Origin of the sequence: Rummeliibacillus sp. TYF-LIM-RU47 (assembly GCF_008638315.1) — a bacterium.
Classification (GTDB): domain Bacteria; phylum Bacillota; class Bacilli; order Bacillales_A; family Planococcaceae; genus Rummeliibacillus; species Rummeliibacillus stabekisii.
In genome coordinates this window covers 2,021,274-2,045,841 of record NZ_VVIR01000001.1, presented here as the reverse complement: position 1 = coordinate 2,045,841, position 24,568 = coordinate 2,021,274, and the positions used below count along the sequence as shown (strand labels likewise).

The 24,568-nt window shown below is 32.4% G+C and carries 29 protein-coding genes; 27 read left to right on the top strand and 2 right to left on the bottom strand.

The window, feature by feature from the left end:
• Positions 1-37: 37 nt before the first annotated feature.
• From F0527_RS10300 to F0527_RS10270, 7 genes are all read left to right on the top strand, one after another.
• Complete coding sequence (locus F0527_RS10300; protein WP_150284749.1) at positions 38-979, top strand: hypothetical protein; 942 nt, start codon at positions 38-40, stop codon at positions 977-979.
• Positions 980-1,259: 280 nt separating this feature from the next.
• Positions 1,260-1,658, top strand: a complete 399-nt coding sequence (locus tag F0527_RS10295) for a hypothetical protein (RefSeq protein WP_150284748.1) — start codon at positions 1,260-1,262, stop codon at positions 1,656-1,658.
• Positions 1,659-1,661: 3 nt separating this feature from the next.
• Positions 1,662-3,257 carry a terminase large subunit gene (locus tag F0527_RS10290; RefSeq protein ID WP_150284747.1) on the top strand — a complete coding sequence of 532 codons (1,596 nt, stop codon included), beginning with the start codon at positions 1,662-1,664 and terminating at the stop codon, positions 3,255-3,257.
• A gap of 47 nt (positions 3,258-3,304) precedes the next feature.
• Entirely contained in the window at positions 3,305-3,694 is a 390-nt protein-coding gene (locus tag F0527_RS10285; protein WP_150284746.1) for a phage holin family protein, read from the top strand.
• 11 nt (positions 3,695-3,705) lie between these two features.
• Positions 3,706-5,058, top strand: coding sequence for a phage portal protein (locus F0527_RS10280; RefSeq protein WP_150284745.1), 1,353 nt, complete (start codon positions 3,706-3,708; stop codon positions 5,056-5,058).
• A gap of 680 nt (positions 5,059-5,738) precedes the next feature.
• Complete coding sequence (locus tag F0527_RS10275; protein ID WP_150284744.1) at positions 5,739-6,581, top strand: SHOCT domain-containing protein; 843 nt, start codon at positions 5,739-5,741, stop codon at positions 6,579-6,581.
• Positions 6,582-6,710: 129 nt separating this feature from the next.
• On the top strand, positions 6,711-7,049 hold the full coding sequence (locus tag F0527_RS10270) for a hypothetical protein (RefSeq protein WP_223823557.1): 339 nt from the start codon (positions 6,711-6,713) through the stop codon (positions 7,047-7,049).
• Positions 7,050-7,100: 51 nt separating this feature from the next.
• Here F0527_RS10270 and F0527_RS10265 read toward each other — a convergent pair whose 3' ends face one another.
• Positions 7,101-7,526, bottom strand: a complete 426-nt coding sequence (locus tag F0527_RS10265; protein WP_150284742.1) for a hypothetical protein — start codon at positions 7,524-7,526, stop codon at positions 7,101-7,103.
• 111 nt (positions 7,527-7,637) lie between these two features.
• On the opposite strand from F0527_RS10265, the gene F0527_RS10260 reads away from it, so the two are divergent.
• From F0527_RS10260 to F0527_RS10175, 19 genes are all read left to right on the top strand, one after another.
• Positions 7,638-8,270, top strand: a complete 633-nt coding sequence (locus tag F0527_RS10260; RefSeq protein WP_150284741.1) for an Ig domain-containing protein — start codon at positions 7,638-7,640, stop codon at positions 8,268-8,270.
• A 148-nt stretch (positions 8,271-8,418) separates the two neighbouring features.
• On the top strand, positions 8,419-9,000 hold the full coding sequence (locus F0527_RS10255; RefSeq protein ID WP_150284740.1) for a hypothetical protein: 582 nt from the start codon (positions 8,419-8,421) through the stop codon (positions 8,998-9,000).
• 42 nt (positions 9,001-9,042) lie between these two features.
• Positions 9,043-9,390 (top strand): hypothetical protein, encoded by a 348-nt coding sequence (locus F0527_RS10250; protein ID WP_150284739.1) that lies wholly within the window; start codon positions 9,043-9,045, stop codon positions 9,388-9,390.
• Between the two features lie 11 nt (positions 9,391-9,401).
• On the top strand, positions 9,402-9,980 hold the full coding sequence (locus F0527_RS10245; protein WP_150284738.1) for a hypothetical protein: 579 nt from the start codon (positions 9,402-9,404) through the stop codon (positions 9,978-9,980).
• 667 nt (positions 9,981-10,647) lie between these two features.
• Positions 10,648-10,842, top strand: a complete 195-nt coding sequence (locus tag F0527_RS10240) for a hypothetical protein (RefSeq protein ID WP_150284737.1) — start codon at positions 10,648-10,650, stop codon at positions 10,840-10,842.
• Positions 10,843-11,104: 262 nt separating this feature from the next.
• Entirely contained in the window at positions 11,105-11,536 is a 432-nt protein-coding gene (locus tag F0527_RS10235; RefSeq protein WP_370454663.1) for a YhfM domain-containing protein, read from the top strand.
• 295 nt (positions 11,537-11,831) lie between these two features.
• A complete protein-coding gene (locus F0527_RS17255) occupies positions 11,832-11,993 on the top strand; it encodes a hypothetical protein (protein ID WP_223823556.1) in 162 nt (53 codons plus the stop codon).
• Positions 11,965-12,336, top strand: a complete 372-nt coding sequence (locus tag F0527_RS10230) for an RNA polymerase sigma factor (protein ID WP_255476090.1) — start codon at positions 11,965-11,967, stop codon at positions 12,334-12,336. The genes F0527_RS17255 and F0527_RS10230 overlap by 29 nt, the downstream gene beginning before the upstream one ends.
• Positions 12,329-13,243, top strand: a complete 915-nt coding sequence (locus tag F0527_RS10225) for an anti sigma factor C-terminal domain-containing protein (RefSeq protein ID WP_150284734.1) — start codon at positions 12,329-12,331, stop codon at positions 13,241-13,243. The genes F0527_RS10230 and F0527_RS10225 overlap by 8 nt, the downstream gene beginning before the upstream one ends.
• Positions 13,244-13,379: 136 nt before the next feature.
• Complete coding sequence (locus F0527_RS10220; protein WP_223823555.1) at positions 13,380-13,862, top strand: YjdJ family protein; 483 nt, start codon at positions 13,380-13,382, stop codon at positions 13,860-13,862.
• 490 nt (positions 13,863-14,352) lie between these two features.
• On the top strand, positions 14,353-15,537 hold the full coding sequence (locus F0527_RS10215; RefSeq protein ID WP_190323437.1) for a sensor histidine kinase: 1,185 nt from the start codon (positions 14,353-14,355) through the stop codon (positions 15,535-15,537).
• Positions 15,534-16,208: a response regulator transcription factor gene (locus F0527_RS10210; protein ID WP_223823554.1), complete on the top strand. Its 675-nt coding sequence runs from the start codon at positions 15,534-15,536 to the stop codon at positions 16,206-16,208. The genes F0527_RS10215 and F0527_RS10210 overlap by 4 nt, the downstream gene beginning before the upstream one ends.
• A gap of 472 nt (positions 16,209-16,680) precedes the next feature.
• On the top strand, positions 16,681-17,712 hold the full coding sequence (locus F0527_RS10205) for an alpha/beta hydrolase (RefSeq protein WP_150284961.1): 1,032 nt from the start codon (positions 16,681-16,683) through the stop codon (positions 17,710-17,712).
• 384 nt (positions 17,713-18,096) lie between these two features.
• Positions 18,097-18,342 (top strand): DUF4279 domain-containing protein, encoded by a 246-nt coding sequence (locus F0527_RS17330; RefSeq protein ID WP_190323436.1) that lies wholly within the window; start codon positions 18,097-18,099, stop codon positions 18,340-18,342.
• The gene (locus F0527_RS17435; protein WP_150284960.1) at positions 18,339-18,497 is read left to right on the top strand and encodes a DUF4279 domain-containing protein; all 159 of its coding nucleotides are present in this window, start codon (positions 18,339-18,341) and stop codon (positions 18,495-18,497) included. Before F0527_RS17330 ends, F0527_RS17435 begins: the two co-directional genes overlap by 4 nt.
• A 340-nt stretch (positions 18,498-18,837) precedes the next feature.
• Positions 18,838-19,824, top strand: a complete 987-nt coding sequence (locus F0527_RS10190; RefSeq protein ID WP_223823553.1) for a LacI family DNA-binding transcriptional regulator — start codon at positions 18,838-18,840, stop codon at positions 19,822-19,824.
• Between the two features lie 241 nt (positions 19,825-20,065).
• Positions 20,066-21,349 (top strand): histidinol dehydrogenase, encoded by a 1,284-nt coding sequence (hisD, locus tag F0527_RS10185; RefSeq protein ID WP_150284731.1) that lies wholly within the window; start codon positions 20,066-20,068, stop codon positions 21,347-21,349.
• A gap of 62 nt (positions 21,350-21,411) precedes the next feature.
• Complete coding sequence (locus F0527_RS10180; RefSeq protein WP_150284730.1) at positions 21,412-22,734, top strand: GntP family permease; 1,323 nt, start codon at positions 21,412-21,414, stop codon at positions 22,732-22,734.
• 220 nt (positions 22,735-22,954) lie between these two features.
• Positions 22,955-23,194 carry a hypothetical protein gene (locus F0527_RS10175; RefSeq protein WP_150284729.1) on the top strand — a complete coding sequence of 80 codons (240 nt, stop codon included), beginning with the start codon at positions 22,955-22,957 and terminating at the stop codon, positions 23,192-23,194.
• A gap of 66 nt (positions 23,195-23,260) precedes the next feature.
• Here the strand turns inward: F0527_RS10175 and F0527_RS17085 are convergent, their stop codons facing one another.
• Positions 23,261-23,401: a hypothetical protein gene (locus tag F0527_RS17085; protein ID WP_190323435.1), complete on the bottom strand. Its 141-nt coding sequence runs from the start codon at positions 23,399-23,401 to the stop codon at positions 23,261-23,263.
• A gap of 326 nt (positions 23,402-23,727) precedes the next feature.
• On the opposite strand from F0527_RS17085, the gene F0527_RS10170 reads away from it, so the two are divergent.
• Positions 23,728-24,546, top strand: a complete 819-nt coding sequence (locus F0527_RS10170) for an MBL fold metallo-hydrolase (RefSeq protein ID WP_150284728.1) — start codon at positions 23,728-23,730, stop codon at positions 24,544-24,546.
• The last annotated feature ends 22 nt before the right edge of the window (positions 24,547-24,568 follow it).

The window sequence follows — 24,568 nt, the reverse complement described above, 5'->3', positions numbered from 1 at the left end:
ACTTAAAACTAACAACTTAAATCGGAGGAAATCCATAATGAAATATGATGAAATCGAACAATTATTAAAGTTTAATGAATTAGAATCGAAAGTGTTTATACCAAATGAAATATTTAAAGATTTACAAAAAAGTGAAATTAAAAGTTTACATGTACCAGTGGCGTATTGTTATTACTATTTAACAAATTGGCTCTACAGATATACAAAATATGATGTTCCTTTTATTGATAATAAACAGATGAAAGAAATTTTAGGTTATCACAAAGACCAAAAGACTATTGATTACATTATCAAAAAAGATGGGTTACTTGATCAAATTGGATATACTCAAACTGTAAAGGACTTGCCGTTACTTTGGGAATTTGATGAATTTGAAGGATTAAAGTTTTCTATGCTTAGTGAGATGGACGAGTTTAACCAAAAATATATTAAAGAACACTTAAGTAGAAAATACAGTATTAAATATCCTGTTAAAGCATTTGAGAGGGCTTATGATGATGAAGGTAACATTGACCAAGAGGGAACGTTCTATGACGTTTCAGACACTCACTGTATTCCATTTGAAGTGTTTATCTATTGCATGAGTAATGAGAAGTTAGGTTGCACTGCATTTTATCTCTATTCATACATAAGTAGAATGAATGATAAGTTTGATGAAGGCTGGGATATACCAATTAAAAAGTTGATTGAAGAAACTAATATCCCTAAGAAAACTCTTGAGCGTTATCTTGACCAAATGAAACAATATAAGATGATTGAAGTAATATATAATCAAGAATATTTCTGCCTAGCATTAGACGCTTCACAAAGAAAAGCCAATACATACATAATTAATGAGTTTGATCAATTTACATCTGCACCTGTACCATATGAAAAGTTGAAAGTAATAACAACGAATGAATACTACAAACAAAGAAATGATATAGAAAATATATTTGGTATTGTAGTTGAAATTCCACTGGAGGAGTTACCTTATTAAGGGTAATTCTTCCATAAATACTATGTAAAATCGAATAAGTTATAAATTGACGATACATATAATATAGGGCTAATAGTGAGTATATATATGCAAGATTATTATTAGTTTAATTTTAATTTGATAATTAGAAGGTTAGTTAATTAATTTTTAAACTATATTAAATATGTCGTCAAAATATAACTTATTCGATTTTGCTTATTCATTATGAACTAATCTCATTCTTGAGTTTTCTGCTGAGAGGTAGTTCTTTTTTATTTAATCATAAGGAGATGTATTCAAGATGAACATACATGATGCGTTGAAAACTATTAAATGGGAATACGCTATGTACTTTAAGTATAAGTTTCCTGATTTGCGTTTTGACCAATCAGAGCCATTAAAAACAGAAGATGAACTATTGAAAAATGTTAATCGAAAATCAATGAACGCTTTTTACAGATGGGAAAAGACTGATCAATATAAAATGTTGGTCACATTGTACCTTAATACTAAGGTAATACAAGACTATGAGGAGATTTATTCAATTGTATCTGAGCAAGCCAAGAAGGGTGACGAGAAAAGTATTAAACTATTTATCGCATTACAAAAGGAACTGAATCAACAATCCAAATTAGCAGCGAGTTATTTTACTCAATCAGATGATGAGATTGAAGAAGATGATTTGGAACTGGAGGTGTAGTATATGCCTACACTTACCAAGAAACAGAAACTAGAAAAGATTACAAAGGATTTCAAATTGTTTAGCAAGAATTTTATTAAGATTATTAATAATGATAATGAGAGTGTACCGTTTGTTTTGAACCCTGAGCAGTCACAATTCATTGATGATATGGGGAAATATAATATTATTGCAAAGGGTCGTCAAATTGGATTTACTACACTAAGTTTAGGTTACATGATATTCAGTGCTTTAACTAAACCTGATACTTCTTATTTGATGATGACCCATAACGGTAAGGTTACACAGTCATTGCTACGCAAACTGAAAAAGATGTACAACTCGTTACCGCATGATAAGTACCCCGAACTGTTCCCTAAAACTACTATTGATAACCGAGATGAAATGTCATTTGTAAATGGTAGTAGGATTGTAGTTGCAACAGCAGAAGGTACAGATAGTATTTCAGGTAATACGTTTCAATTAATCCATCTATCAGAGATGGCTAAGTATCCCGTAAATGTGCAAGAAGAAATTATAGCAACTGCCATTCCAGCATTAGCAAAGAACCCTGATAGTGCCATTATTATTGAAAGCACTGCAATGGGATTTAATTATTATCAGGAATTGTTTATGGAAGCGTACAGAACGAATGATAGTGTATGGAAACCTTTCTTCTATTCGTGGTTAGCAGAAGCATATACAAAGCAATTTAAACATTCATTTGATGAAGCCGAGGAATGGTGGAAGGTTAATAACAAGGGAAAAAGAATGAGTTATGACGACTTAGAACAAGATGAAATTGAATTGAAAGAGAAATATAACTGTTCGTTTCGTCAATTAATGTACAGAAGATATTACATAACATTAAATAGTCTTGAAAAATGGAATCGAGAGTTTCCTATAACACCAGAAGTAGCATTTAGCACATCTAATAAGAGTGTATTTGATACTGATAAGATACTTACACGCTTCAATAATGCTAAGAAACCTATACATATTAAAGAAGCAAGAGAGAAACTACCTGAATCATTACATAAGTATTTGAATAAGTCATTATTTATTTACAACTTCCCTAAGTCGAAAATGCGACATTTTGGAGGGGTAGACGTTGCAAGTGGTGTAGGTCAAGATAATAGCACAATTTCCATATTTAATGCAGAGGGTGAGCAGTGTGCTTGCTTCTACTCAAATAAAGTACCTGTCTATGAATTTGCTCAAGTGGTGAATGATCTAGGGAGGTACTTTAATTATGCCTTTTTATGTGTAGAGCGTAACAGTTATGGCTTGCCATTATTGGAGAGATTGAGAAAAGAGTATGGCTATGAAAACTTATTGAAACAGAAAGTATTTAATGAAAGAGGTAAGAAGATTAGGCAACTAGGTTTCATGACAACTAACGTAACAAAGCCAATCATTGTAAATGATATGAAGGAACATTTTGAGTGCAATATGATTCTTATTCATTCACTGGAAACACTAGATGAAATGAAGATATTCCAAGAGAATAACGGAAAAACAGGTAACAAAAAAGGAAAAGGAAATCATGATGACTTAGTAATAGCAGTTTCAATGGCTATACAGGCTATGAAATTAAACAAGTATTATGTAGCGATTTAACATTTATGAAATTGAATCATTGTAAACAGAAAGGTGAGAGATAATTTTTGGAAAAATTAATATGGACATTAACATTAACACTTACAGGTTTAACATGGCTTATAGGAGATTGGCATGTAAGTTTGTCAATTTTAGTAGTATTCATGACATTTGACTTCATTACTGGAATTATAAAAAGTTGGATAACAGGTGAAGTTTCAAGTAAAAAAGGTTTTAAAGGTATCTTGAAAAAGTGTATGTATTTCGTTGCTCTAATTGTAGCAAATATGCTTGATTTACTAATTGGCGGAGTACCTGTATTCCGTACAATGGTAGCCTATTATTTGATAGCAGTAGAAGCGATTAGTTTAATTGAAAACTTAGAAGCAATGAATGTACCGTTACCTCAACAGTTGAAAGAAAAGTTTGCAGGTATTAGAGAAAACAATAATAAGTAGAGGTGATTTGAATGGAATTGAACGAATACATAAAAGCCAAGTATGTTGGGAGTTCACAATGGTTTGTAGAACATGTATCAGAGCCAAGCCAGCAAATGAGAGTACAAGATATACATAGTAAAAAAGAATACTTAAATGGTTCACATGCTATCTTAAATAGACCTAGTTACAATTATAATGGTAAGCAATATAATCCGAGGAAGTTAGTTGTAAGTTACGCAAAAACGTTACTAAACTTTCAGAAGTCATTCTTATTAAGTAAGCCAGTTGTTTTCACTGGGAAGGAACGTGTAGTAAAAGCAATCAATGAGATTAATCGCAAAGGTAAGATGGACAGAATCAATACAAAAATCCTTCACAACTTATTAGCATATGGAGAAGCATATGAGTACCTATATATTCAAGATGGCAAAATTAAGAGCCGAGTAATTGATTCAGAGGAAGGTTATCCACTGTACAGTCATAATGAAGAGTTAATGGCATTTGTCCAATCGTATGTGAATGACGGAATATCCTATTATGTAGTATATGAAAAGGATACTGTACGAGAGTATAACAATGAGGGTGGGGAAGTACATCTAATTGGTGAGTACACTAATCTAAGTGGATTACCTGTTATTTATAAGACAGATAATGAACTATCACATACTAAAGGTAAGAGTGAGTTAGATGACTGGATATTTATTCTTGATGAGATAGAGAATCTATTGTCTAAGTTTACTGATACAGTATATAAGAACATGAATCCCATACCTATTGCAGTTGGTCAAGAGTTAAAAGGCAATGGTATAGCAAGTAACATTGTTGGAATGGGTATTCAATTAGATGACGGCAGCGACTTCAAGTTTGCAAGTATTCAATTAGATGTAGAAGCATTTAATAGCCTGTATGATCGACTAATACAAAGTTTATTTGATATAAGTTCAACCCCAAATGTAGCCATGAATAAAGCAGAAATAGCGAACGTATCAGAAACAAGTATTAGAATTTTGTACTCGTTAGCAAACGTGAAAGCAAAGATAAATGAAAATTATATGCGTGATGGATTAGAGGAGAGATTAAACAAGTATCGTGTATTATTAGGATATCTAGGGAAGAACTTCACAAATAACGAGTTTGAAACCCTTGATATACAATTTGCTTATGATGTGCCTAGTAACGATACAGAGGTTATTAATAATCTTAAAACGCTATATGATATGCAAAGCATTAGTATTGAAACCTTACTGGACAAAAATCCATATGTAAATGATACGCAACAGGAAATGGAAAGAATACATAAAGGTACAGTAGGAAATAACAGTAACATACATAATGATGATATTGAAACAGTGGAAATTAGTGAAGGTATGAATGAGGGATAATTAAGTAAGAATGTTGATGTGATGGGATTCGAGAAGATTAGTGTTATGCTATCCTACACGTTTCCTGTTATAGTCATAAAATCGAGCATAATAACGCATGTGTAAATCTTGAGTGATTTTTAATCAATTTTTGTTCAAAATTATATACATTTATTGCCATGTAATTTACACCAGGTATATAGTCCTTATATTTATTATTTATACATATATTTATAAATATTCATCTATATACAATAGATAATGATCATAAATTGAGTGTACTAATTATGTGCGGAAGTAGCGTAAACCTAATGATATCAATGTTTTAAGAGGTTTATTTATAGTTTAGTTTACATAATGTATCTTTTAGGAAGAAGTAGATTTATCAAGGCTTGAGAGGATTATTGTATAGAAACCTGAATATGAAAAGTTTATGCAGTATATTTTATGTATAAAAGGTGATGAAGATTCGCTTTTATTGTGTATTTATTAAGATTTAGGACAGGTGTATTGTAGTGAATATAGACTATTTCTTCATGGTCTATCACTCAAATTGGGATTTACCCTGCTAGCAAGTCCTCTTACACACTCACAAAAAATTGTTTTTAAGACTAAAAAATTATTTATTATCAAAAGGTTAGTATACTTATTTTCTTAGTTTCCATATAATTTAATTAAAATGTAAATATGGAGGTTCGCAAATGGGTGGAGGAATTGGTTGTTTAGGAATGATAATGTTTGCACTTTTATTATTTGCTGTAGCAGGTAACAGTGAAGAATTAAGTACAGGGTTCGTTTGGTTCTGCATAATAGGAATTGGTGTAAGTGGATTTGTAGGGTTATACCTAGATCAAAAAAGGAAATTCAATTTTGCGGAAGAAATAATGAAAAAGTTAATTAATACTGTAAAATCAGTTAAAGGCTTTAACGCCACACAAGAATTTTATTCACCTAACTTAGAATCTTACATAGGATTAGATGAAAGTAATAATAAAGTTTGTATTATTGAAAATAAACACAAAAATTCATGGGAATTGTCTAAAAGTATAAGTAAGTTTGATTACGAATCTTATGTTTACTCGTTTGATGAAATAATTCAATCTGAAATATTAAGAGATGGAATTATTATAAATAAAACAGATAGAGGTAGTCAGATTGGAGGTGCAATCATTGGTGGTGCTATAGCAGGGGGAGTAGGTGCGGTTATTGGTGGATTAGGTAGTCCTACTGAATCTAAATCAATTACAAATAAATTAGAATTACAAATTGCCGTCAATAATACTGAAAAATCTTCATATAAAGTTTATTTTTTAGCACCTCATGATACAGGGCTTACACTAAAAGGTGATGAAGAAGAAAAGTTGTATCATTGGCATAACCTATTATCTCATATAATTAATAAATCAAGTGATAAAGTCGTCTCATATAGTAATAATCAATTGAGTATAAGTGATGAGTTGAAAAAACTTGCTGAATTAAAACATCAAGGTATTCTAACTGATGCTGAATTTAATCAAGAAAAACAAAGATTGTTATCTAACTAAAAAGTTAACATACTCACGAAAAAATTCAGGAAATGCAATTCTATAATTAATGTTGAAATCTTCCATAAATTACACATAATAATATCCGTTTTGTTAACTATAATAAATGGTGCAACAAGAAATTACATCATGATTGGAGAAGATATTATGCTAGAAAACAATGTATATGGGGAATGGTTATCAACGATTAACGAACTAAGAGATTTTAGTGCAGATGAAATTACATTTCTCTACAGGTGGAATGTTGACTTGTTAGATAGTCACAAACATGTCGAAATGAATATAATTAACTCTTCAGAAGAACGGGGAGAGGCTTTTGAAATTAACACTAGAGAACATGGCACTGAAACTATTTTAAGAAGAGATGTACTAACGTTAACCACTGACACTAAATTTATTGATGATAAACTATGGGATATTATTTATATGTTGCAGGAACTTATTGAAGAAGGTAAAGATAGATTATAGGAAAGTATATTAAAGAGTAGTCGATTGGCTACTCTTATTGTATTAAGAGATTTATTTCCATTTAATTAATTGCATTATAAGGCCAGTTAAGGATATTAAAAATGATAGTACAGAAATTGATAAGGGTAAATATTTGGACATTTTCATATATGTTAAATTCTCTAAATATGATCTTCCCTTATCTGTAATTATAAATCTATAGGTATCATTATCTGTGGATTTTATTTCTAAAATTTTTTCTTTGCCTGATATATTTGTCATGATATATTTTTCATCAAGTAAGTACATTATAGTTGCTGAAATTGAACTATAAGGATATTTATCAAAGTTGTTTTTAATCTCTTTATAAGTACATTGGCTTCCTAAAGTAATTTCTATATTAGTTTCTGTATTTGAATCCGAGAAATCTTTTTCCATATAGTGTTTTTCTTTTTCTTTTAAGATTTTTAAAGTCTCCACACCTATTTTACTAAGCATACTAATCCCTCCTTGTTTCTATTATACTAAATAATTTTGTGCTACTAAAACAAATAGAAGGAAATTTCGACCTAGTGTCGAATATAGTAGATAGAAGGGGAGGTTGTTTTTATGGATTTTTTCAGTAACCTAAAAGAAAAAGAAGATAGAATAGAGTTGTTAGAACAATTAAAGGAAAAAGAAAAAGAACTTTATTATGAACGTGAGAAACTTTTTGAAACTTATAGAGAAACAAGCCAAGAACCCATTGGAGAACTTGTACTTAGATTAGAAACGGAATTTAAAGAAATATTTAGTGAAAATAATTTTATATTAGATAGCAATCCTATTAATAATAAAATTATTACTTTAAATTCTAAAACTATTTCTGTGACATTAGAAAATACCAATGATGGTTCATTTTCATTTAGACTAACAGAAAAAGATACAAATGATTATTCAAATAATCTTTATTATACTATCCAAATAGAAGAGACGGATGAAACTCGTGTTATTTGCGAATTTATGGGGAATTTAAATGATAATGATGAATTTGAATATATAGGAACATATCCAAGTGATGATATAGAGCATGTCAGAAAACAAATTCAAAAGTTAGAATCAGATATTAAGAAGATAACTAGTGCAGATCCTACACCTAATTTTGTTTATAAACTTGGTGATGATAAATATAGTTATTTAGGCAAAGAATTTTTTACCGTTAGAAATCTTTTTAATGAAATATTAAGTAAATATAAGTTTTAACACATTAACATCCTCATTTGAGGGTGTTTTTATATTAATAGAAGGAAATTCCTCACTTCATGTCGAATAATCTCAGTATTATGGATATGAAATTTCAGTTCTAGGGCTTGTTTATCTATAAATATACTTATAACATGGAGTAATTGGAATGAAAAAAGATGATGTTATAGCGGGTTTAATAGTTATAGTTGGAATACTAACCTTACTTCTAACATGGATACTTATATCACAGCATTTCATTAAAGAAAACGATACATTTATTGCAGGTATCAGTTTAGTGGGAGCGATACTCGGAGGTGTAATTTCAGGGGGGTTAACCTTAATTGGAGTAAAAATGACCATTTCTGAGAATAATAAGTATGATGAAATTAAAAAGATTCCTAATAGGTTTGAAGATGCCGATTACTTAGTGAAATGTTTAAAGTCCCTTCTTGTACAAAGTTTAGGTAATCAGGATGACCAAATAAAATCCAACAAAACTGCGAGAGAATTACAAAATATATTGGATTCTAAAAATTTAATAGTAAAATCAATTAACGTTAACTATGAAACATATCTTGATATTAGGCATCTAAGGGAAATTTTAATGTTTAGTAGGTTGCCATCTCAAGATAATGTTTCTGACGAAAAGACATATGGAATGATAGATGCACAAATTCTTAAATGTATATCTCAGATTGAAAAAGAAATAGATAAGATGATTGAATATATAACTGAAAGCACCCACTAGGTGCTTTTTTGTTTAGTTAATAAATAGGAGAGGAATGATAACATGTTAAATATTGAACGTGTCAAGATGGAAGTTAAGGGAATCACACTTGAGGATTATGAATGGGAAGTGTACTTATTTGAAAATGGTTTGATTCCGAAAGAGATGTACCAACCAAATGGACTTTTAAATAAGAAAAAAGTATATATGACTGCATTATCTATATTGGAATCAGTAGCAAACAACCCTAGTATGATGAAAGACTATGTAATAGATGATATGACGGTTTCACAGTTCCATGAAAACTTAATGGCTCGCATTGATCAATTACAAAATAAAATTGATAATTTGAAAGATGATGTTAAAAACATTGAACCTGATTCTTCGTTCTTTATGTTATTTGCTGACTAGGGGGTTATTTGATGAATGATATAGAGTTTCTTATTGATTCAATTGGAGATACAGTAAAGGTTAATGATGTTGAAAGTAAAGTATTAATTACTCATTCCAACGTGACTAGGCAAGAGGAAAGATATATACATACAATAGCAGCGGTGAAACAAGGTGATTTAATTACATATGAAAATGAAAAGTATCTTGTTATAACTGAAACTGTAACTAAACGTACAAATAAGTATAAGGCATTAATACGTCATTGTAATTATTCCCTTGAATATCCGGGGGAATCCAGACAAGAATTGTTGCTCGACAAAAATGGAAAACCTATGTATGACCGTTATGGTGATGAAATTTATGTCACAGTAGAGGGTAAGCCTATAACAGTCCATACAATTATTGAGAATAGTTCATTTGCTATTAATGGAGTTCAGTTAATGGTAGGGATTAATCAAATTATCGTAACTGTGCAGAATAACAAGGATAATAGCGCCAAGTTAAAAGTTAATTCAACCTTCAATGTGATGGACAACAAATGGAAAGTATTAAACGTAGATAAATCGCAAAAAGGGTTACTGATTATTACTTGTGAGAAAACTGTATAAATGGTTGCACATTTGTAAATCACCACTTATAATAGGAAATAATTAGTACGGTCAATAGTCGATACATGTAGTCATTGAATTACATTAACAATACAGTTAAAAATCTTTAAGACTTTCTAGGTCGGGAGTTCGAATCTCTCCTGGGACGTAATTAAATACGGTGATAAACCGTGTTATATCAACGCCTCTTGGCGATTAAGCAATCGGTCAAAGTGACGGTCAAATAACCGTAAACACTCGACTTCCGGTCTTAATCGACAGGAGGTTTTTTTGCTGTCTAAAAAGCGGACTGGCTTACGAGTAGCTACCGATTTAAACGGTATTTTCAAAGATGAACAAAAACAGCCAAATCATCGCAAAGATTTTACGATTGAAAAGCGCTTAATATAGTCGCCAACCAAATGCAAGTCGCCGGATTAAGACCACGCACTATTAGCGATTATGAAATGTATGTGAATAACTTTAAAAAAAGACCGACATAGTGTACATGAAGGATATAAATGCTGACGGTATATACGATTGGCTTGCGTCGATGATTGTAAAACCACAGATAAAATTAATACGCTTAAAGTGCTTAGAGCGTTCCTAGAGCGTTGTTTTGATAATGGTTTGTTACGGATCTTAGACTTAAAATCCGTAAAAGACATTAACGGAGACAAATAACACTTTGACAATAACTAACGCACGTTATCAACAGCAGCAACTACATCAAAAGTTAGACCTTGCCCGAGAAACTACAGCAGAAGATATGGAATTGGCACGTGAATTAACAAAGGGGTTAGGTTCTCATGATATGCGCGTACTTCTTCCCAAAACTCAAGCAAGCAACATTACACGCAAAATCCGATTAAGGAAACCATGACGCAAATAAACTCGACCAGCTTGCCAATAAGTCTCGAATATCGGGTGCGCTAGAGGATAGAGTACCGTACAGTCGCGCTAAACGTGAGCTAGAAGCAATACAAGAAGCGAATATTGAAGAGGAGTCCTAATAATTCGGGGCTTTTTAATTTAGGCTGTATTTTAAAAGATTGTTGCTTTCGATAGATATGATATAATTAGAAGGGTAAAATTGGGTCTTTTACAAAAAAATAACTTTTAATTATATAAAAGGGGATATTGCCTTGAAAAATTTTAAGTTTTTAATTGTTTTTATAGGAATCCTTTTAATTTTCATATCGGGTTGTACAAATCTAATAAAAAACGAAGAACAAAATCTCGTGGTTCAAAAGCGTATTGGTGATGAAAATAATTATGAAGAATTTAAAAAAATCAACAATAGTGAGCAAGTACAAAAAGTGAGAGAGATATTAAATAACATTGATGGGGAAAATGTAAAAGTAGATATGCAACCTGCTGATTACAAATTTGCCTTTCAATATAAAAATCCTAAAATAGAAGCAAAAGCTGTATTGTATGAACTTTGGATAAGGCCAAATAAAGATAAGGTAGAACTTGTAATTGACGCTGAAAGTAAATACGCTCACTTAGACAAGAATGAGTCAGCAGAACTCTTCGAAATTCTCTCTGGTGAAAAAACATCTGAACTAAAATAATTATTTGACCCCAGCTTGAGGTCTTTTATTAACCGTTTAGTTTTCCTACTTGGATTATTGACTACACCCTCCAATACAGATAATGCGGTCATATATACTTTCTACTTAAGTATTGAATCAGATTCATCTTTCTTTATGCTATTTGCTGACTAGGGGTTATTAGATGAATGATATAGAGTTTTTAATATGGCAGGTTATAGGATAGTCTTAAAAGAAGGCTATCTTTTTTGTGAATCTGTTTTATTTATTGTTTACTTTTTAGAAACTCATTCGTTAATTATTTAGGAGGGTGGTTATGGATGAACAATTAGGAATGTACATAAATAAAAAATTGAAAGCTGTATATTTTCTTTTAATTAAAATGGGGGGCTATCAAAGAGGATGCGGAAGATATTATTCAGGAAACTGCTATTCAGTTTGTCCAATATTTGGATACAATCCAGGGAGATTATATTGATGCGTGGCTTTTCAGAGTTGCAATCAATAAATATTACGATAGCTTAAGGAAGCGTAAGTATAAAGATAAATATGTGAATTCCGTTAAGATAGAAGATTTATTAGATTGGACAACACCAGAGGATATAATGATAAAAAATGAATTACATACAATGCTGTCAGAGTGTCTAGGTAAAATACCACAAAAAGATGCGGAACTTTTGCTCCTCAAATATTGTGGAGAATTGACCTTAAAGGATATAGCTATTATTTATGGTACTACAGATAAATCAATTAAAACAATGTTAGTCAGAGCAAAAAAGAAAGTTAGAAAAGTGATGGAGGAGGTTCAACGTTTTGGATAAAGATTCTATTTTTAATAAGAATGATGGGTTCCAACCACTTATAAAAAAAGCTAAAAGGAAATCATTAAAGAAGACAATTATTATATCCACAATAGTTACGATAGGTGTCTTATTAGTTATAGGGTTTATTTTTATTATTGCGCATTATCAAATGCAGCGTTCAATGTCGGAATATCTTTCAGTGAAAAGGGACCAAAGCGAAGTTTATGGTGCGAATATAGGTTATGATAAATCTACAACTAGTTATAATTTAGATTCTTCTATTAATCAAGACCAATATGTAAAAGATGTTGCTGGAATTTCGTACACATGGTATAACGAACAAACTTGGTTTAAAATCTACGATTCTCCAACAACTATTTATAATAATGAAATAACAGCATCTTCAAATAATGAGCAACAATATTATCGAAATGGACAAAGAGTGGTTAATTTTTATCTACCCGGCGGGAAAAAGACAGAGGATGACAGGGGATTTCTAAAGTCTTTACCATTATCAAACATTGTGGAATTAGCTATTTCATTTAAGGAAGAAATGAGTACCCATCAAATGATAAATCAATTTCCAACTGCACAATGGGCGTGGGTTCAAAACCCGGATGCAGATATATCAATAATGCCTAGGTATGTAATAGGTGACTACGCATATGGTTTTACAATTACAGCTCCTAAAAAAGGGATCGAAGGGTTAGAAAAAGACGTAGAAAACTTCAGGGTGAGATTATCAAATTTGTCTAAAGAAGATGAAAAAGATACTCATGTAAAACCAGTTTTAAAATCAATCCGACAAAAAGGCGCTGTTTTGGTTAGTGGTGTCATTGTAACAGGAAAGGTCCAAGATTTGTTGCCGTTAATTAAAAAAGATTCGGTAAATCATGTGAGTGTAGGTGTCATCATACCTTATTAATAGTAAGTGCTAGATTAAAAGTCAATATAACTTAAGTTCAATTCTTTTTTTCTCTAACGAAATAGTTAGAGGAAGAAGTAAAGAAAATCAAATGTGACGAAAACTATATAAAAAGGATATTGAAGGGTGATTTTATTTGCTAAGATTTTTCATTCAGTTTGGTATGACCATTATCTTATTATTTTTGTCTACTATTGTTGCATGGTATGAGGGTAGCGCAATTATTGAAAATCCCTGGGAATGGAAGTATTCAACCCCATTCTCTCAATTATTACATGGAGAAGTACATAGAGGTAGCGATATATCACAATTAGACTATTTTATTTATGCTATAAAATACCAACCCACTTATCCAGTTATTATGACAATAAGCAGTTTATATTTGCTTATTCTAATTGGATATTATTTCTTAAGAGAAAGGCATAAATGGTTTTCATCTTATTTATTCATTTTAAGTGGAGGATTATTTTTCCTTAGTTATTTAATTTATAATTCTCCAACCATAGGTGGAAAAATTCATTTGTTTGTTTTATTAGTGAGTGGTTTTTTGTGTATAGGATGTGCAGCAATAATTTACTTCCTCCTAATTCGAAAGATATTACAAACTAAACACGATTAGATAGTAAGGTAACCAATATGAAATTTACAAATGTCAGAGAAAAGACCGAAATAATAAAAAGAATACTAAGAAATTGTGAAGAAGTAAGTAGAATGCTAAGGAAGAATAGCAATAAAATGAAAAAGATTTCCCAACTTTTAAGTACGGTAGAGAGTTTTCTGAATGGAAAACTAACTGATTTACGTTTTGGATGTTTTTTCACTTTCAGAATTTGCTGCTTTAATATTTTTATTGCTGGTTTAACTTTTGTTTAACAATCGGGCCATTTAATTGAATAACGCCTTAGAATAAATTAATGAATTTGTGTTAAAATTTAGGTAAAATTTTAAATTGAAGTACATACTAAAAGATGCAATCATGTCTGGGATTTTAAAGAAAAGCTATACAGGCTTCTCTCTTGGAGGTAACATAACATACAAATATATGAATGAGAATGGCAAGGGATTTTAGGAATAATGGTATAGACGCAGAGGTTGGGGGATATAAAAGTATGAATGCAATTAAGGAGCAGAGAAAATGGTGTTGGTTGGACTATGTTCTATTTCTTATTCGTACCATATGGATAACGAATATTGGCTACTTGATAGTCATAGGTACGACAGGCTTGAACAAGTGGATTTTACTTTTTTGGGCTATTAGTTTATACATAATACCCCACCTCTTTTATAGGCCTGGGTTTATAAAATTTCCTAAGTATGTATTTGCTGAGGTATTGCTAACAGGTTCAGCTTTTATTTACCTATCGATCCAATATGAAATATCAGAGACTTACAGTTTTCTATTCTGGCCTATGCTTACTGTAGCTTATGCTTGTCAAGTGAAGCCGTTAATTTGGTTAGGACCTTTCTTATATACTTCTATTTTTTTTGCTGGTACATTGGCTGGTGATCTCTTCGCTGATGAGGGTTTCTTTGCTCGCGTCATTGATACAACTATTTTTTATGGTATCGGGTTATGTTTAGGAAGGATGACACTTGTCAATAACGCAAATAAAACGTTAATTGCTTCCATTGAGGAAAAAAACGAGGAGTTGGAATATTACTCAAAAAAGATTGAGGAACTGACGATTAAGGAAGAACGAAATCGAGTTTCACAAGATTTGCATGATACAGTAGGCCATATTTTCACCTCAGTCATAACGAGTTTAGATGCTCTTCCTTTTCTATATCGGGCAGATAAATTAGAAGCAGAAAAAAGTATAAAAGAGATTTCGGATTTAGCACGAGAAGGATTGCAAGATGTGAGAAAGACAATTCACCAGATGTCCCCCGTGTCTCATCAAACACTTATTGAATCTGTGCAAGAATTGATTGTTGATTTTATGAAACATACATCAACGGATATAAAACTGATAGTAGAAGGAGAAGCGACCAAAGTCGGCGAAAGGGTAAAGTTTGCCATTATTCGTTGTATACAAGAAGGTCTTACAAATGCAAAAAAACATGGGCAGGCTACCATTATTAATGTAACTATTTCTTTTAATCAAGATGAATTGATTGTTCTCATTGAAGATAATGGAATAGGTTTTAGTGAATTACATTTAGGGTTTGGCTTACGTTCAATGAAAGATCGAATATCGGCATTGGCAGGTACAGTGGAATTTTATTCGAAATTGAATGCTGGTATGAGGATAACGTGTCATATACCTACGGCAAAGGAAGTGGCATTATCATGATAAAAGCGGCAATCGTCGAAGATCAAGAGATTTTAAGAAAGAGCTTAAAAATTGTGATAGAAAGCATTTCTGACATTAAGATTATTGGAACTGCGGAAAATGGAGAGAAGGCCATTGCTTTATGTGAAATGGAGAATATTGATATTCTTCTAATGGATATACAAATGCCGGTGATGGATGGTGGAAAAGCGACAGAAGAAATTAAAAAACGATGGCCCAATATAAAAATTATTATACTTACTACTTTTCAAGATGTTACACACGTTTTAAATGCCTTAAATGCTGGTGCAGAGGGTTACATATTAAAGGCTGTTGATCCTGAATTTTTGGTTCAGGGAATTAAGATGGTGTATCACGGAGGTTCTCTCATTCCTCAACAATTAGCAAAAGAAGTGTTTAGTCAGATCCAATTAACTAAAAACGAACAATCGAAACAACTTGACCATAATTCTATGAAAAACCCATATGAATTAAATAATCAGGAATTAAAAGTATTAAAATGTTTAACTCAGAGATTATCCAATAAAGACATTTCAGAAAAGATGTTTCTTTCAGTAGGAACTGTGAAAAATTATGTCTCTAACATTTATTCGAAATTAAATGTTAAAAACAGATCTTCGGCTATTATGAAAGCAATGGAAGAGAGTCTTATAGAAGATTATAAACATTGAAGTAAGAGAGTGTGGACAAAGTGAAATTAACTTTGTCTTCACTCTTTTTTTATTGCAATTAACTGTAAACTTCAAAGGCAATTCATAAGGAAGTCCATCATTCAAAAAATCTTACGTGAATCCCTAATAGATTATAGCCAATCGTCATAATTAGTCATTCCCTCAAAATAGTTATGACTTATTAATGACTTATTAATGACTTATTGACACTACAGTATATGACCTTTTATCTGTAGAGTAGAAATATGAAATGAAACAAGCATGTTTATTAGGAAAATCATCTTCCTATTTTTATATTAATGATAAAAATAAGTTAATCAACACGTCTGGAAATGAAATTAATAATAGAGGTCAAAAGCATGCTCATATCAATACGGTATGCATTCTGGATGAAGTTAGAGAAGACGTAAAAAAAGAAAATAAAGATTCGACAATTCAACTTACAAAAAAATGTGAAGAAAGGGAAGAACAGATGAAAATCGGAAAGAAGCTAATAAAATATACTGGAGCCATTATTTTAATAGGGTTAATCATAGCACTTTTTTGCCCTACTTGGACTTCGCATATAAAAGGTGATAACAGTATTAGTGCATTAGAACAAGTAGGGATAAATGGAAGTAATCATGAAATAATGATACGTGGTACTGATAAGGATAATCCTGTTATTATTTTTGTACATGGAGGACCTGGATGCTCGGAAATACCATATGCAGAAAAATACCAAGACTTACTGGAAACTAAATTTACGGTAGTTAATTACGATCAGCGAGCAAGTGGAAAATCTTATCATTTTTTTGAGGACTATTCTAATCTTTCGTCAGACATACTGGTGAAGGACTTAATGGCTTTGACGGATTATATATCAGAACGGTTAGGCAAAGAAAAAGTAATACTAATTGGTCATTCTTATGGTACATATATTGGCATGCAGGCTGCTCATAAGTCTCCTGAGAAGTATGAAGCATATATTGGAGTTGGACAAATGAGTAATCAAGTAGAAAGCGAGATTGAAAGTTTAAACTACATTATTAAGCAGGCTCAAAAAGCTGGTAATAAGGATGATGTTTTATATTTACAAGGGTTAACTGAAAAAATTAAAAATGGCGAGATGTTTACCCCACGGAATTATGTTATTAAATATGGCGGGAGTGTAAGAGTCATTGATAACCCCGATGGAGATAACTTGGGTATATTACTCAGTAGTGAGTATAACTTATTAGACCTAATCCGTTATAATCGGGGGTTGGCCTATTCTCAGAAGTCTTTGTTAGAGGACATATTAAAAAAATCATTACCTACTAACGTAACGAAACTTGAATTACCGGTTTATTTTATTATGGGCAAATATGATTATATGACTACAACAAATGAGGCGAAAAAATATTTTAATATGATTGAAGCCAACAAGAAAGAATTTATTACTTTTGAGCAATCAGCGCATTATCCACAGTATGAAGAGAAGGAAAAATTTTATAAATGGATGTGTGATACATTTTTAAAATAATTAGGGTAGTTTTTATTACCTTGAAAGAAAGTTTGAAGAACTGCAGCTTTAATGTAATATAGAGGGACGTCGAAGGGTTAGATAGCAAAATTTTGAACCAATAAGAAGATGCTTCAAACCTTGATATAAATCGGTTTGAAGTATTTTTGTTTTTAAAAAATAAGACAGAATTCGAAAGGGAAAGGAGCTTTTATAAATACTTTTACACTGATTCATTCATCGAGAAGTTCCTCAAAGATTGAGATAAATTTTGAAGAATCACGCTTATGAAGTTCTTTCAAGTCGAAGTGGTGATATTGAATTGAACCCCAAGCAGAGGAATGGAAATGTACGCCTATAGATACTTATGAAAATTAAATTAGAAAACTCAAGGGGGAAATTAGATTGGAAAAGACACATGTTTCGGTAGAGTTTGCTATATTTGGAGAATCAATTAATATAGAAAAAATCTCAAAGGATTTAAATATAACTCCAACACTTAGTTATCATAAAGGAGAGCCTACAAGTAATCCAAAAGTATTTTACAAAGAGGATTGTTGGGAAATAGATACTGGATACAAGGAAACTTTTTATGTTGTGGAAGAAATAGAGAAAGTCATGGCTATTTTTAGAGGGAAAGAAAATGAATAATTAAAATTAAAGAAGAAAATAATGCGGATATTAAAATTTCAGTAGTTATCAATATTACAAATGAAGAAGCACCAGGAATTTGTTTAAATAAAAAGATTCTAAAATTTTTATCCGATGTTGACTGTGAAATTGAATTTGATATGTACGTTTTTTAGAAGTATATTGTTAAGTTAAAAGGAGATAAGAGGGAGGAATATTACTTATTTAATAAAATAGAATCATCCTGCTTCTGAAAGTACATATTTTTTCATGGATAGCTAGTAAGGTATGATAGTGCGAGCCACCCAACACTGATTAAATATCTTCAGCATATGAGGGAAATTACCACTTCCCTAAAAACTGTATGTAAATAGATTATTTAGGTCTTGCTTTCCACCCAACTTCTAAGGTAGTTTGTTTATGAGAATAGTTTTTCGATGGGTCAGTGCAAGAGAGATATTCAGCTTACGCTAATTTGGTGAGATGAAATTTGGATTGAAAGAGGTTATGTTCATCATGAAACAAGGAGTTACTGCCAAGGATGTAGCAAAATTGGCTGGTGTTTCACAATCTTCAGTATCAAGAGTTTATTTTGAAGGTGCGTCAGTATCTGCAAAAACTAAAGAAAAGGTTTTAGCAGCAGCAGAAGAGCTTGGCTATAGACCAAATGAATTTGCACGAAGTTTGATTACAAACCAATCCAAAATAATTGGATTAGTGATGAAAGGCGTTCAAAATCCTTTCTACCCGCAAGTGTTGAAATTATTTACAACTTCCCTAAAAAAACATGGCTACAGTGTACTATTTGTTTATACCAATAATGATGAAATTCAAAAAGAAGATATTGAAATATTATTTAATTATAACGTGGCGGGTGTAGTTATTACCGATGCCTCTCTTTCTTTGTCGGTTACAGAAGATTTCATCAAGTATCAAATACCTTTAGTACTATTTAATCGAAAAATAGATAATAATAAATTTTATTCAGTATGCTGCAACAACTATGAGGCAAGTAAAAGGATTGCTGAATATCTTTTAAGTATAGGTTGTACAAAAATGATTTATATTTCAGGGAATGAAAATACATCTACAAGTAGAGAACGTGAAAAAGGATTTAGTGCTATGTTACAGGGAAGTAAAGTACACTATCAGAAGTACAGTTCTGATTATACGTATGAAGGCGGGTATAACATAGCCTGTGAAATTATTGAAGAAAAGCAATTGCCAGATGCGTTTTTTGTAGCCAATGACATTATGGCATTAGGGGTAGTAGATGCATTAAAGGATCATCAAATTGCTATTCCAAATGAAACGAAAGTGATCGGTTTTGATAATATTGAGATGGCAGCTTGGCCTACATACAATCTAACGACATGGGAGCAACCAATTACAGAAATGGTAGAAGAGACTGTAAAATACTTGCTTAATGAACTAGAAGAATATTCAGGTGAAGCTAAAAATCTCGAAATTGATGGATCTCTTATTTTACGAAAAACAACTTAATACTAGAAGATTGTAAAAAGTATTTTTTACTTAAGCATCTTGCTATTTGAAAGGCTTCATACAACGTTTTGTGTGAGGGTCTTATGAGAATAGAAGGATGCTTTTATTATGGCTTAAAGCGTGAAGGTAAACTAGTAAAAATAAATACTTGTTGACAACCATTTGTTTTTAGAATAATCTTACTTATATATTTTCTGCATACGTATGCAGAAATGAATTTTAAACAAAAGGGGATATAAAAATGGTTAAAGTACTGAAAGAAGGAAAATCAAAAGAAGAAGTAATCATAAATGACTCAAAGGTATCTCAAATTGTATCGGAAGCCATTCAAGATATAGAAAATCGAGGAGATCAAGCAGTTTTTGAACTATCGGAAAAATTCGATAAGTGGACTCCTGAATCGTTTCGTTTAACTGATGAACAAATAAATGAAATCGTTTCCAAAGTTCCTAGTGATGTAATTGAGGATATTAAATTTGCTCAAAAAAATATCCGTGAATTTGCAGAAGCACAATTAGCTTCTTTACATGATGTGGAAGTAGAAAATATCCCGGGTGTAATTTTGGGTCACAAAAATATTCCAGTTAACAGCGTTGGATGTTACATACCTGGTGGTCGCTACCCAATGGTTGCATCAGCACATATGAGTGTTTTAACAGCTAAAGTAGCAGGTGTAAAACGTGTAATTGCATGTACGCCACCTATTAACGGGGAAATCCCGCATGCTACCATTGCAGCGATGTCTTTAGCAGGTGCTGATGAGATCTACCTTCTAGGAGGTATTCAAGCAATGGCAGCAATGGCAATTGGTACAGAAACGATCCAATCGGTAGACATGATTGTTGGACCGGGGAATGCTTTCGTTGCTGAAGCAAAAAGACAGTTGTATGGTCGTGTAGGGATTGACTTATTTGCGGGTCCAACAGAAACATTAGTGGTTGCTGACCATACTGCTGATGCGGAGATGATAGCAACGGACCTTTTAGGACAAGGTGAGCATGGGCCTACTTCTCCTGGAGCGCTTATTACAACTTCTGAAGTATTAGCTGAAGAAACTGTTAAAGAAATTGAACGTCAATTGAAAACATTGCCTACTGCTGATGTTGCGCGTGTATCTTGGGAAGATTACGGTCAAATTCTTCTAGTAGATTCTATTGAGGAAGCTAGAATTGAAGCAGATCGTCTTGCTTTTGAGCATGTAGAGATATTAACTGAAGATCCAAATTACTTCCTTGAAAATATGACGAACTATGGTTGCTTGTTCTTAGGACCAGAGACAAACGTTGCTTATGGCGACAAAGTAATTGGTACTAATCATACATTACCGACTAAAGGTGCTGCTCGTTATACAGGTGGCTTATGGGTAGGAAAATTCATTAAGACTGTTACCTATCAAAAAGTAACACAAGAGGCAAGTGCTTATATTGGAGAATATGCAGCGCGTCTTTGTCAGTTAGAGAACTTTGCAGGACATGCAGAGCAAGCCCTTCTACGTGTGAGAAGATATGGAAATAAGAATGATTAACACTAAGCCTGACGGAAAGTGAGTGAAAACAAAAAAGCACAAAGGGGAATTGAGGGGAAAATATGTTAGGGATGATTGGATTATTTGGCGGATTGGCACTTTTAATATTTTTAACAATGAAGGGTATGAATTTACTCATTGTTGCACCTATAACTGCATTGATTGTAGGACTATTAAATGGGCTTCCGCTATTCCCACAGCTTACAGAGAATGAGGGGGCAAACTTTTTAACAAATTATATGTCAGGTTTCACAGGCTTTATTGCATCATGGTATTTAATGTTCTTAACCGGTGCTATATTTGGTAAAGTCATGGAAGATAGTGGAGCAGCGGATAGTGTTTCGCAGTGGATTGTCAATAAAATAGGTATGAAACAAGCAGCATTGGCCATTGTCGTTGCCTGTGCGGTTTTAACCTACGGTGGCGTGAGCTTGTTTGTTGTAGCCTTTTCCGTTTACCCTATGGCACTTAGCCTATTTAAACAGGCAGATTTGCCAAGGCGTTTTATTCCAGCGGCTCTTGGTTTTGGTTCAACAACATTTACTATGACATCTGCAGGTTCACCTGAAATTCAAAACTGGATTCCAATTCAATTTTTAGGGACGACCCCATACGCAGGGTGGGAAGTCAGTTTTATCGTGGCTGTGTTTATGATGGTATTCGGTTATTGGTGGCTTAAAAAGATGATCAACAAGGCTTTGGCGAATGGAGAACGGTTCGTTAGTAGAGAGACAGATATACTTACAGAAACCCGGACAGATTTACCAAATCCTATTTTAAGTATTGTTCCACTACTTGTTGTATTGATTATTTCTTTTGCTTTCCATAAATCATTAGGAACGTCAGCTTTGATTATCGCATTAACTGGCGGTATATTAGCAAGTTATCTTATCAATAGAAAGTTTTTTCGGAATTTTGGTGGGGCAGTAGGAGAAGGGGCAATGGGAGCTATTATTGCTATTGCAAATACAGCTGCAGTTGTCGGTTTTGGTGGTGTCGTCAAAGCAACACCTGCTTTTGAATCAGCCGTGAAGATTATGACAGATATACCTGGAAGCCCACTAGTAGGTGGTGCTCTAGCAGTAGCTGTTATTGCAGGTTTAACGGGTTCTTCATCGGGTGGACAAGCTATTGCACTACCGTTATTAGCACCACATTATTTAGATTTAGGAGTCAATCCAGAGGCGTTACATCGAACAGTAGCTATTTCTTCAGGTTCACTTGATTCGCTTCCACAAGGTGGTTATGTTGTAACAACCATTCGTTCAATCTGTGGAGAAACTCATAAAGATGCTTATCCGGCATTTGGAGCATTAACTGTTATATTACCAATATTAGGGGTTATATTAGCCGTAATCTTATTCTCTTTCGGTATTGGCATTTAGAAATATATTAGAATAGATACCCAACAAATGATTGGAAAATTGTTTGTTGGGTATCTTTTTTTCTTGCCCCAAATAGAGGACTACTTTATATAAAACGAGAATTTATGTAATATAGGGAACTATTGTTTTGAGAGGAGAATGCATATTGTGAGAATGGAGAGAGCTTAATGAGGACTCAAAGACCATATGGGAACAGAACGCAAAAAACTGGGATGAGTACATGGGAAATGAAAGCAACAGATTTCACCAAGAACTTATTAGACCCTATACTGAAAAATTATTAAAAGTGAAAGATATAAATACAGGAAACATAAAATTTAATCCAATATTTTATACAGAGGTGAAGGAGTTACAACCCTTTATCGAAAATAATGAGACTACCAAAATAAAGCTGTGGGACTTAAAAGAAGAAATAGATTTTATAGACTTAGTAGATATAAACGTTTTTAAATATCTATAACTTAATGAGAAGCTAGTAAACAAAGAAACGTATTACTTTTTAAATAATACGTTTCTTTAATAATATCTAATTATTATTCTGTCTATTGCCAGCCTTGATTTTCACCTGATTATCATGCTGTTGAACCTTTAGTTGATGTTTTTTAGTTACCTGTGATTTGTTTATTGGAGTAATATTTCGTTTTCCGCCGCCACAGCCGCATCCCATAGTCATTTACCTCCTTGTTTAGAATTTCTCAAATGACTTTAGTGACATAAAACACTTGAAAACGCTACAGTGAAAGCAAAAGTCGGTACCGTAGCAAAACTAGGCATAGAATTTTTTGTTCATTTCAATATATACAAGAAGAAAAATTGTGCTTGGTCAAATGTACTAATTATTTTAGATTTTGGTTAAGGGGTAAACGAAAGAAATAGGTATAAACGACAATCATCATTCAGTCAAAAGAATGATAGTCAGTAGAAGTACTGAATCATACAATAAAATTAATAATTACCATTTTTATCTAAAAAAATGAAAGTGGAAGGTGAATTATGAGTTATTATATTTGTAATACATGTGGCGTTCAGTATGATCAATCAACACAGGAACCGAACGAATGCAAGATTTGTACTGAAGCTAGACAATATGTAAGTGTGAATGGACAATCTTGGACTACTTTAGAACAACTTGTCCAATCTAAGCGATATATAAATGAATTTACTCCTGAAGAAGAAAGATTACATAGCATTAAGACAACACCTTCTTTTGGAATTGGCCAAAATACATACCTGATTCAACATGGGAAATTTAATGTACTTTGGGATTGCATTACTTATATTGATAAGGAAACAATTACGAAAATTAATGAACTAGGTGGAATCCAAGCAATAGCCTTATCACATCCCCATTATTATTCTAGTCAAGCAGAATGGGCAGAAGCTTTTAATGCGCCCATTTATATTCATGAAGATGATAAAGAATGGGTAACGAGACCAAGTAAACAAATAGTCTATTGGACAGGTGATCAATTAAAACTGCATGAAGGCGTTGTGTTACATCGTTTAGGTGGACATTTTAAAGGAGCTACCATTCTTGAATGGCAAAATAAAAAAGAAGGCGTTTTATTTGTTGGAGATATTGTCCGTGTAGTGGCAGATCGTCAATGGGTTACTTTCATGTATAGCTATCCAAATTTTATTCCGTTACCAGCAAACACTGTAGCCCGTATGGCAAACCGTTTGAATTCTATTCAATTTAATAAGTTGTATGATGCATTCCATCGTGTTATTTCGGATGATGCACAAAATCGCGTTCAACTATCAGCAAATAGATATATTGCAGCACTGGAAGGAACTCTATTTACCACTTAATAATTAAAAAATTTTACAGTCA